The organism is Marinifaba aquimaris, from assembly GCF_013328345.1.
GTDB lineage: Bacteria > Pseudomonadota > Gammaproteobacteria > Enterobacterales > Alteromonadaceae > Marinifaba > Marinifaba aquimaris.
The window spans coordinates 91,092-100,521 of sequence record NZ_JABULX010000014.1; the positions used below are offsets into that span (position 1 = coordinate 91,092).

Here is a 9,430-nt window from a genome sequence, read left to right on the forward strand (position 1 = left end):
CCTTAATGACCAAAGCCAGTGCATATAAACACTTTGCCGTTATTATTTTAGTGGCCCTTATTAGTGTATCTGGCATTGCATTACCTTATCCGATTTTAGCGCCTATTTTTATGGATGAGGTAGCGACAGACTTTAACCGCTTCCTCAATATTCCTGCAGAACTTCTATTTGCTGTTGCCTTGGCAATCTATCCATTAGGAATATTAGTCGGGAGCTCTTTTATTGGTGCCTTATCTGATCTATTTGGCAGGCGCTCAACTCTCACTGTTACTTTATTTTTTGCTGCTTTAGGTTACTGCTTTACCGCTTGGGCTGTGATGATAGAGCATTATCCTTTATTTATTTTGGCTCGCTTCTTAACTGGTTTATGTGAAGGCAATGTGTCTGTTTGCCGTGCGTTAGCACTCGATTTAGATCCACATATAGAAAAAACACGGGCAATGTCCTTGCTCAATGCTACTTTTTACACGGGCTATCTTGTCGGGCCACTTGCGGGTGGATATTTGATGGATTTTGGCAATGATGCCGCTTTTTGGGTGGCAGCAGTTGCTACTTTGTTTGCTTTGGCTGTTGTTCATTTCCTACTAGGTGAATCGACCCAGCCAAAAGAAAAAGCTAGCCTTGTATTGCTGAGATCAAAAATCATCACTCACAATTCATTTAGGCTGCTTAAAGAGCGGCCGATCAGACGCGTCTTTATCATTTATTTGTTACTTGCGATGGGTATTAACAGCTTATATGAATATTACCCACTTTGGTTAGTCACTGACTTTGCAGCATCGAGTATGCAAATAGGCATAGCGACAGCTGTTTTAACCCTATTTATGATTATCTCAAGTGCATTTGCCGTCACCTACTGGAAACACCGCTTAGGATTGGCGACAGGCGCTATGATTGCCATGTTCGGTTTGACAGCCAGTTTGTTTAGTTATGGCTTGTATGATTATTCAAGTTTATTGTGGATAGGTTTTCCAATCACGGGGTGTTTTATTGCACTCGTCAACGGCATGATGCCTGTCTATTTCTCTGAACGCTTTGGTGAATTTGGCCAAGGGCGTATTATGGGATTACTGACTAGTACTTTTTGCTTGGCAAATGTTGTAATGGCACTCTTAGGTGGAATTATTGCCTTACTATCCCCGCTTTATAGTATTTTCTTTGGTGCAGTGTTAATACTTTTTTCGATGTTTTTGTTTAAATTCCAACCAAAAAATAGCTGATCTGACCAGTTCTCTATGGTCAATTTCTCACAAGAGTTTAGGTTTACTGTTACATACCAGTAACACAAATATGCTTAATATATAGTCACTAAAATTAAATATTCATTTATTTAGGCATTAAAATGAAATTGTGTAATTTGGCTATCCTCGGGACGTTGTTTGCAACAATGTATAGCCATGCTTCAACTGAACCTAGTACTAAACGTGTAGATTCAGGCTTGTTTAATACAGACAGAGTTACATATCTTTGCATCGACTGTAATAGCTCAAGTGATTTCAGCGAACAAGCACAAAAGTTAGCTGAAAGACGAAAGAGCGGGGAATTTGCTCTAATCGACCAAGACGATGATTACATGGTGACGTTTGAAGTTGAGTTTATGACAACTCAATACAAAAACAAGACGCGAAGCACTTATCTCGTCAAACCACTAGATACTCAGCAAAAACCTTCTTTTGTAACGGCAACTAATTACTAATTAACGGATTAATATGTTTAAGAAGACAACGGACGTCAAAACATCAGAAGTAAACGATGCTGATGATCACATTTTCGATTTGCTTTTTGATGGACTTGATTGGCATGAAGATGAGTTCAATCAATTCCAACAAACACAGGCTGAAAGAATGCAAGCAAAAGCATTGGCGCCTAAGCACTAAATTTCTAGCTTTCTCGGGTAGCGGTATAGCCCGAGCTTTCCTTTACCTTATTAAGTTAGGCTTTGGTATTTATCCCATATTGATAAGCTTCCAGCTTACCAATAAGCGCTACTTGGTTTTTGATAACGTTTGATTCGGCCGGATAGTGCTTTTTACTTTCTTCTAAATCTTCTTTCATTTTTGCTAATACATCAAACTTCTCGTTATTTGCGCGTTCAAGTGTCATATCTCCAAATTGCCCATCATACTTTACTAAGCCGTATTTTCCAGTCATTACTGCAAGCTCACCTAGCGATAAAAAACCTTTATCATAGAGCGTCTGTGCGGCTCCTGCTTGCTCTTTCAATGTCATGTTCGTGAAGTCAAATTCCCTTTCTCGGTGAGGTGTTGCCGCTGAGGTAATATTTTGCCCTTGTTCAATAGGTTTGTTTTCTTGGGGATTTGTTTTATTGGTTACGCTCTGTGTGGTGCTGTAGTGCTTAATTGAAGAGTTGATGTTCATGCTGATTTCCTTATTTCATCTATGCGTATAAAAAAAACAGCAAATAACATTCCAGAATTTAAATTAAGCTTCTTTTTGCAAAATAATAAAGCAGCTATTGTGACCAAACTTCGAATCTCAGTTTTGTGGACTGCGTTTTTGGTATGAGTACTTTGCTTTCACTAATTGAAGTATCAATTTCTTAAAGACGAAAAAACTAGCTTTGCGAAGTGTGCTCTTGGTATGAGTGCTTTGCTTTTATTAATTGATGTGAGACTTTCTTAAAAGTGAATAAAACCCGCTTTGTGGACTGCTTTCTTGGTATGAGCGCTTTGCTTTTACTAATTGAAGTATCAATTTCTTAAAGGCGAAAAAAACAGCTTTGCGGACTGAGTTCTTGGTATGAGTGCTTTGCTTTTACTAATTGAAGTATCAATTTCTGAATGGCGAAAAAAACAGCTTTGCGAACTGTGCTCTTGGTATAAGTGCTTTGCTTGACTAATTGAAGTTCTGCTTTTAAAAAAATATTCAATTCTAATAATCTAATTGAAGTATCAATTTCTAAAAGGCGAAAAAAAACCCAGCTTTGCGAACTGGGTTTTGCTTTGCTTTTACTAATTGAGAGTTGCTAAGGCTCTCAATGTAAGGCACTGAAGGGTTAAAACAGTGCCAAACTCAGTTTAGCGAATACTTTGAAAAAAGCACTCGCCATTCCCGTTAGGGATAAATTCTTACTTAGCTTCTACGATAGCTTTCATGTCAGTCATGTAACCACGTAATTCTTGACCAACCCACTCAACAGGGTGATTGCGAATTTCGTCGTTAACTTTAACTAATAAAGCATTATCTACAGAGTTAGATTTAACGTCTAAGCCTTTACCAATGAACTGCGCATCTAAGTCGTTAACGAAGTCTTTTAACATAGGTACTGCAGCGTGTGCGAATAAGTAACAACCGTATTCAGCAGTATCAGAGATAACAACGTTCATTTCGTATAATTTCTTACGAGCAATCGTGTTAGCGATTAATGGTGTTTCATGTAATGACTCGTAGTAAGCAGACTCTTCAATGATGCCTGATTCTGTCATTGCTTCGAATGCTAATTCAACACCTGCTTTAACCATAGCTACGAATAAGATGTTGTTATCGAAGTATTCTTGCTCGTTGATTTCAACGCCTTCAGAAGATGATTTTTCGAAAGCTGTTTCAGCTGTTTCTGCACGCCATGTTAATAAGTTAACGTCGTCATTAGCCCAGTCTTCCATCATAGTCTTAGAGAAGTGACCTGTGATGATGTCATCCATGTGCTTATAGAATAATGGACGTAAAATACCTTTTAACTGGTTAGCTAAGTTGAAACACTCGATTTTAGCTGGGTTAGAAAGACGATCCATCATACCTGTGATGCCACCGTACTTAAGTGCTTCTGTGATTGTTTCCCAACCGAATTGGATTAAGTTAGAAGCGTAAGCTGGTTCGATGCCTTCAGCTACCATTTTCTCGTAACCTAAGATCGCGCCTGTTTGTAACATACCACAAAGGATAGTTTGCTCACCCATTAAGTCAGACTTAACTTCAGCAACGAATGAAGACTCTAATACACCTGCACGGTCACCACCAGTAGCTGAAGCGTATGCTTTAGCCCACTCTAAACCGTGACCTTGTGGGTCGTTTGCTGGGTGAACAGCGATTAATGTAGGAACACCGAAACCACGCTTATATTCTTCACGTACTTCTGAACCAGGACACTTAGGTGCACACATGATAACAGTTAAGTCTTCACGAATTTGCATACCTTCTTCAACGATGTTAAAACCGTGTGAGTAAGCTAATGTTGCGCCTTCTTTCATTAATGGCATAACTGCACCAACAACAGCAGTGTGTTGCTTATCTGGCGTTAAGTTACAAACTAAGTCAGCAGATGGAATTAATTCTTCGTATGTGCCAACAGTGAAACCATTCTCTGTCGCATTTTTCCAAGATTGACGCTTTTCTTCGATAGCTGCACCACGTAAAGCGTAAGAAACGTCTAAACCTGAATCGCGCATATTTAAGCCTTGGTTTAAACCTTGCGCACCACAACCTACGATAACAACCTTTTTACCTTTTAATGCTTCACAACCTTCTGAAAACTCAGAACGGTCCATGAAACGACAACGACCTAATTGGTCTAACTGTTCGCGTAAAGTTAGTGAATTGAAGTAATTAGCCATCTTTATACCTTAAAAATATGTAATTAATTTAAGTAGTTACTACTTAATTTTATTTATCTGTTCGTTTAAACAAGTGACTTACTCGTTTAAATATGCCGCTACTCTACCGCAAACAGACTCTTGCGTTAAGTGATATATTTAAAATACTATGTTTCATTATTTGCAATAATCACTGAGCAAATCTTATTTTCAGTTAAATATTGAACAATTTAATAAATAAATTAACTACGCTTTTAAAGGCTTAAGATTAACTTTTTATGGCACTTTATTGAATAATTATTTTTTAGTGCAGGTCTCAATATTGGCAATATAGGCATTTTTATGGAATTGCGTTCACTCGAGTTATTTTTATATTTGGCTGATAGTTTGCATTTTGGTCAAACCAGCGAAGCGATGCATGTCAGCCCATCAACTTTGAGTCGACATATTCAAAGGTTGGAGCAAGAGGCTGAGGTTACTCTATTTGAACGCGATAACCGCTCTGTAAAACTAACACCTGCCGGTAAACGGTTTAGGCAGTTTGCTCGCAAAACCTTAGATGCATGGCAATACTTTCAACAAAGTAACATTATGCTGCCTGGTGTTTTAAGTGGAAAGCTCAGAGTATTTTGTTCGGTAACCGCTAGTTACTCACACCTTCCACCACTATTGAACCGCCTGACGGAAAAACACCCCAATATTGATATTCAGCTTGAAACTGGCGATGTGTCACTGGCGATGCAAAAAGTCAGTCGAGATGAAGTAGATGTCGCTATTTCTGCAAAACCTGACAAGGTACCAAGCAATTTGGCTTTTTCAAGTTTCGCTAATATCCCGCTTGCACTGATTGCTCCAAACGGCAAGGCGAATTTTTCAGAGCAGCTAAATCAGAAACCGACCCAATGGGAAACATTACCTTTTATTGTGGCTGAAACTGGTTTAACGCGAAAACGCGGTGAGGCTTGGTTCAAACAAATGGGATTTCAACCGAATATCTACGCGCGAGTTATGGGGCATGAAGCTATTGTGGCTATGGTTGCTCTGGGGTTAGGTGTTGGTATTGCACCTAAAATTGTGGTGGAGAACAGTCCTGTTCGAGAGAAAATTCAAGTGCTTAATTCAGATATTACAATAGAGCCATTTGAGCTGGGTGTTTGTTGTTTAAACAAACGTTTAGATGATTCTTTGATTAGTGCTTTTTGGCAAGAAGCAGAAGCATTAAAACAGCCACCACAACATAGCAATTAGATAAGCAAATAGCACTAGAAGTGCCGATGCGGATGACTTAGTACTTGCTAATACTCCCAGTATCATCACCCAAGCACAAATTGCACAAAGTGTTAGCATGGCACCAATGTGAATAAACTCAGAAATAACGACAGGTGTGTGGAGATTTTCTAAAACGAAGGAAAAGAAAAAGGTGCCTGCCAATAAAATTGGCAGTAAAAATATCGCCTTGTATTTACCTAGGCTAGGTTTCATCCCTGTTAATGTCAGATGCCAGTTCATGTCTCAATCCTCGAGTAGCTATTGAACGACTTTTAACCAGTAGTGTATTTATAGACCACTTAGATATTTATTTCAAATTGTAAATATCGTAATAATTAAAAATAATTCTAAGTATTTGGCTATTTCGATATAGCTGACGCTTATAGCAGAGTTTGGTGAACCGTGAATAACGCTAAAGCGTACTGCAATTTTTGTTAGCAAAGGTATAATTCAAAGCAACCGCTATTACAGGCAAAGTGCATGCAATATAAAGATTTACGCGATTTTATCGCGGGCCTTGAACAAAGAGGCCTACTAAAACGAATCCCACAATCTATCGATACATATTTAGAAATGACTGAGATAAGTGATCGTACCCTACGAGCGGGTGGTCCAGCTTTGTTATTTGAAAACCCTAAAGGTTTTGACACTCCTGTGTTAGCTAATTTATTCGGCACACCAGAGCGTGTCGCTATGGGTATGGGGCAAGATTCTGTGTCTGCCCTGCGCGAAGTAGGAAAGTTGCTGGCGACCCTAAAAGAGCCTGAGCCACCAAAAGGCTTTAAAGATGCACTAAGCAAAATTCCTATGTACAAACAAGTGCTGAACATGTCGCCAAAAGTAGTAAAAAATGCACCTTGTCAGGAAGTGGTTCTCGAAGGTGATGAGGTTGATTTATCAAAGCTACCTATTCAACACTGTTGGCCGGGTGATGCTGCGCCATTGGTCACTTGGGGTTTAACAGTCACTCAAGGACCCAATAAACCTAGACAAAATTTAGGTATTTACCGCCAGCAAGTCATTGGTAAAAATAAACTCATTATGCGTTGGTTATCACACCGTGGTGGTGCACTTGATTTTCAGGAATTTAAACAACAAAACCCAGGTAAAAACTATCCTGTATCGGTAGCGCTAGGCGCTGATCCCGCCACTATTTTAGGTGCGGTAACACCGGTTCCCGATACCTTATCTGAATATGCTTTTGCCGGATTACTCCGAGGTAATAAGACGCAGGTGGTAAAGTCAATCTCGAATGATTTACAAGTACCAGCGTCAGCAGAATATGTATTAGAGGGCTATATTGCACCAGATGAGATGGCGCCGGAAGGGCCTTATGGCGATCACACGGGTTATTACAATGAAGTCGATGATTTCCCTGTATTCACCGTTACTCATATCACACATAGGCAAAACCCGATTTACCACAGCACATATACTGGCCGCCCACCTGATGAGCCAGCTATATTAGGCGTGGCACTTAATGAAGTATTTGTTCCTATCTTACAAAAACAATTTCCTGAAATTGTTGATTTCTATTTACCGCCTGAAGGTTGTTCATACCGCATGGCTGTTGTAACAATGAAAAAGCAATATCCGGGTCATGCGAAACGCGTCATGCTTGGCGTTTGGTCGTTCTTACGCCAGTTTATGTATACCAAGTTTGTTATTGTCTGTGATGATGATGTAAATGCTCGCAGTTGGGAAGATGTTATTTGGGCCATCACTACGCGCATGGATCCTGCCCGTGATACCACGATGATCGAAAATACACCTATCGACTACCTCGATTTTGCTTCACCTGTTTCAGGTTTAGGTTCGAAAATGGGGATGGATGCAACGAATAAATGGCCGGGTGAAACTGACCGTGAATGGGGCGTACCGATTACCATGCCTGATGAAGTAAAGGAAAAAGTTGATAGCATTTGGGATGAATTGGGGATTATGGATTAATCCATATCCTTAAACATAACACTACCTAAATTATTACTTGGTAATTTAGTATTTAATTAAATTCGTGATAGAAGTCTATGAAACATAAAATACGTATTGAGCCTGCGGGTTTAGAGTTTGAAGCAGAAGAAATCGATACGATTTTAGAAGCAGCTGAAAAAGCGGGTATTTCTTTTCCTTATCGTTGTCGCAATGGGGTTTGCACCGCATGTGTTTGTATCAACAAAAACCAAGGGCAGGTTAGTTACGGTGATTTACCGCCAATAATGAACGACGAAGAAAAAGAGAAAGGTTATACCTTTTGTTGTATCGCCCATGCATTATCTGATATTACGCTTTACCACCCTTATATTGAAAACTAAGCGATTTTTGTTTCATCTCAAGCCAAGTGCTACAATTCGCTAAAAATTAAAAGACAAGAGAGTCATTCATGCAAGCTACACGCTGCTCCGTTAAAAGTATCACTAATCTTACTGAGTTCGTATTCAAAGTTAAATTGGGTTTAGAACAAGCTTTATCATTTAAAGCTGGTCAATATTTATTACTGGTTATTGATGAGAAAGACAAGCGTGCCTTTTCTATTGCTAATGCACCTTCAAGCAATACTGAGCTTGAGTTGCACATTGGCGCAGGCGAAGCTGACAGCTATGCAATGGGGGCTATTAAGCACTTTCAAACTGCTTTAGAAAATGGCGAGAATGTCATTATCGAAGCGCCAGGCGGAAATGCTCACCTGCGTGAAGATTCACCGCGCCCTGTCTTATTAGCTGCTGGCGGTACTGGTTTTACTTATACTAAATCAATTGCCGATCAACTGTTAGAACAAGGCTGTCAACGTCCGCTTTTCCTTTATTGGGGCGTGCGAGAAGAAGCTGCATTATACGAAGTTGAACACTGGCAAGCGATGGCTGAAAAATATGACAATTTCAGCTTTGTTCCTGTCGTTGATAATGCTTCGGCACAGTGGCAAGGCAAGTCAGGTAACTTGATTGATGCGGTATTAGCTGATTTTGATTCCCTAGCTGATTACGATATCTATTGTGCGGGTCGCTTTGAAATGGTTGGCAAAGCCAGAGAGGCCTTTTTAGAAAAAGGCTTAGTCCTCGAGAACATGTATGGGGATGCATTCGCATTTATCAAATAAATAAAAAAGGTCGTTCTAAACGGCCTTTTTTATTGTCTTTGACCCGTCCTGAATAAGGTTGACACTTTTCCAACTTCAATTTGGAGAAGATAATGAAACCAATAACTAAGCGTACACAAAAAGATTATTCACTTGCCTTTAAATTATCCGTCGTTGATAAAGTAGAAAAAGGCGAATGTACTTACAAACAAGCGCAAGACCACTACGGTATTCAAGGTGCTTCAACCGTTTTAACTTGGCTTCGCCGATATGGTCAACTAGATTGGAGTAAAGGTACTCCCAATCATATGAATGAGCTTCCCCTTATGTCTAAACCCAATGATTTAACACCCGAGCAAAAAATCAAAGCCCTCGAAAAAGAGCTAGAAGATACCAAGATAAAAGCACAATTCTTTGAAACGATAGTCGATGTACTTGATAAAGATTTCGGAGTACGTATCACAAAAAAGCAACGCAACGCGTTATTGAAGAAAAAAACATAACCAAGCTATCTGTCAGTAGAGCTTGTCGTTATCTC

General features: G+C 39.5%; 10 protein-coding genes and 1 pseudogene. 8 read left to right on the top strand and 3 right to left on the bottom strand.

Translation table 11 applies throughout. The features are described from left to right. Nucleotides 1–5 precede the first annotated feature (5 nt). The 3 genes from HR060_RS10465 (at nt 6) to HR060_RS10475 (ending at nt 1,877) form a co-directional block, all read left to right on the top strand. Nucleotides 6–1,220 (top strand): MFS transporter, encoded by a 1,215-nt coding sequence (locus tag HR060_RS10465; RefSeq protein ID WP_174200246.1) that lies wholly within the window; start codon nt 6–8, stop codon nt 1,218–1,220. A gap of 122 nt (nt 1,221–1,342) precedes the next feature. Next, a complete protein-coding gene (locus HR060_RS10470) occupies nt 1,343–1,696 on the top strand; it encodes a hypothetical protein (RefSeq protein WP_174200247.1) in 354 nt (117 codons plus the stop codon). Nucleotides 1,697–1,709: 13 nt separating this feature from the next. Continuing rightward, on the top strand, nt 1,710–1,877 hold the full coding sequence (locus HR060_RS10475) for a hypothetical protein (protein ID WP_174200248.1): 168 nt from the start codon (nt 1,710–1,712) through the stop codon (nt 1,875–1,877). A gap of 55 nt (nt 1,878–1,932) precedes the next feature. On the opposite strand, the gene HR060_RS10480 is transcribed toward HR060_RS10475, so the two are convergent. Both HR060_RS10480 and ilvC read right to left on the bottom strand, forming a co-directional pair. Beyond that, nucleotides 1,933–2,379 carry a hypothetical protein gene (locus tag HR060_RS10480; protein WP_174200249.1) on the bottom strand — a complete coding sequence of 149 codons (447 nt, stop codon included), beginning with the start codon at nt 2,377–2,379 and terminating at the stop codon, nt 1,933–1,935. A 710-nt stretch (nt 2,380–3,089) separates the two neighbouring features. Continuing rightward, on the bottom strand, nt 3,090–4,571 hold the full coding sequence (ilvC, locus tag HR060_RS10485) for a ketol-acid reductoisomerase (protein ID WP_174200250.1): 1,482 nt from the start codon (nt 4,569–4,571) through the stop codon (nt 3,090–3,092). Between the two features lie 321 nt (nt 4,572–4,892). Between ilvC and ilvY the strand changes: the two genes are divergently transcribed. Beyond that, the gene (gene ilvY / locus HR060_RS10490; RefSeq protein ID WP_174200251.1) at nt 4,893–5,798 is read left to right on the top strand and encodes an HTH-type transcriptional activator IlvY; all 906 of its coding nucleotides are present in this window, start codon (nt 4,893–4,895) and stop codon (nt 5,796–5,798) included. Here the strand turns inward: ilvY and HR060_RS10495 are convergent. Further along, a complete protein-coding gene (locus HR060_RS10495; RefSeq protein WP_174200252.1) occupies nt 5,769–6,059 on the bottom strand; it encodes a hypothetical protein in 291 nt (96 codons plus the stop codon). The genes ilvY and HR060_RS10495 overlap by 30 nt on opposite strands. 240 nt (nt 6,060–6,299) lie before the next feature. Between HR060_RS10495 and ubiD the strand changes: the two genes are divergently transcribed. From ubiD to HR060_RS10515, 4 genes and pseudogenes are all read left to right on the top strand, one after another. Further along, nucleotides 6,300–7,769, top strand: a complete 1,470-nt coding sequence (gene ubiD / locus HR060_RS10500; protein ID WP_174200253.1) for a 4-hydroxy-3-polyprenylbenzoate decarboxylase — start codon at nt 6,300–6,302, stop codon at nt 7,767–7,769. 77 nt (nt 7,770–7,846) lie between these two features. Further along, the gene (locus tag HR060_RS10505; RefSeq protein ID WP_174200254.1) at nt 7,847–8,131 is read left to right on the top strand and encodes a 2Fe-2S iron-sulfur cluster-binding protein; all 285 of its coding nucleotides are present in this window, start codon (nt 7,847–7,849) and stop codon (nt 8,129–8,131) included. A gap of 68 nt (nt 8,132–8,199) precedes the next feature. Continuing rightward, the gene (gene fre / locus HR060_RS10510) at nt 8,200–8,913 is read left to right on the top strand and encodes an NAD(P)H-flavin reductase (protein ID WP_174200255.1); all 714 of its coding nucleotides are present in this window, start codon (nt 8,200–8,202) and stop codon (nt 8,911–8,913) included. A gap of 92 nt (nt 8,914–9,005) precedes the next feature. Next, nucleotides 9,006–9,430 (top strand): annotated as a pseudogene (locus HR060_RS10515) (IS3 family transposase); the annotation flags it as partial.

Excerpts from the sequence above, each read along its gene's own strand:
- fre (WP_174200255.1), top strand. The coding sequence starts at position 8,200 with ATGCAAGCTACACGCTGCTCCGTTAAAAGTATCACTAATCTTACTGAG.
- HR060_RS10475 (WP_174200248.1), top strand. The coding sequence starts at position 1,710 with ATGTTTAAGAAGACAACGGACGTCAAAACATCAGAAGTAAACGATGCT.
- HR060_RS10505 (WP_174200254.1), top strand. The coding sequence starts at position 7,847 with ATGAAACATAAAATACGTATTGAGCCTGCGGGTTTAGAGTTTGAAGCA.
- HR060_RS10465 (WP_174200246.1), top strand. The coding sequence starts at position 6 with ATGACCAAAGCCAGTGCATATAAACACTTTGCCGTTATTATTTTAGTG.
- HR060_RS10480 (WP_174200249.1), bottom strand. The coding sequence starts at position 2,379 with ATGAACATCAACTCTTCAATTAAGCACTACAGCACCACACAGAGCGTA.
- ilvY (WP_174200251.1), top strand. The coding sequence starts at position 4,893 with ATGGAATTGCGTTCACTCGAGTTATTTTTATATTTGGCTGATAGTTTG.
- HR060_RS10495 (WP_174200252.1), bottom strand. The coding sequence starts at position 6,059 with ATGAACTGGCATCTGACATTAACAGGGATGAAACCTAGCCTAGGTAAA.
- ilvC (WP_174200250.1), bottom strand. The coding sequence starts at position 4,571 with ATGGCTAATTACTTCAATTCACTAACTTTACGCGAACAGTTAGACCAA.
- HR060_RS10470 (WP_174200247.1), top strand. The coding sequence starts at position 1,343 with ATGAAATTGTGTAATTTGGCTATCCTCGGGACGTTGTTTGCAACAATG.
- ubiD (WP_174200253.1), top strand. The coding sequence starts at position 6,300 with ATGCAATATAAAGATTTACGCGATTTTATCGCGGGCCTTGAACAAAGA.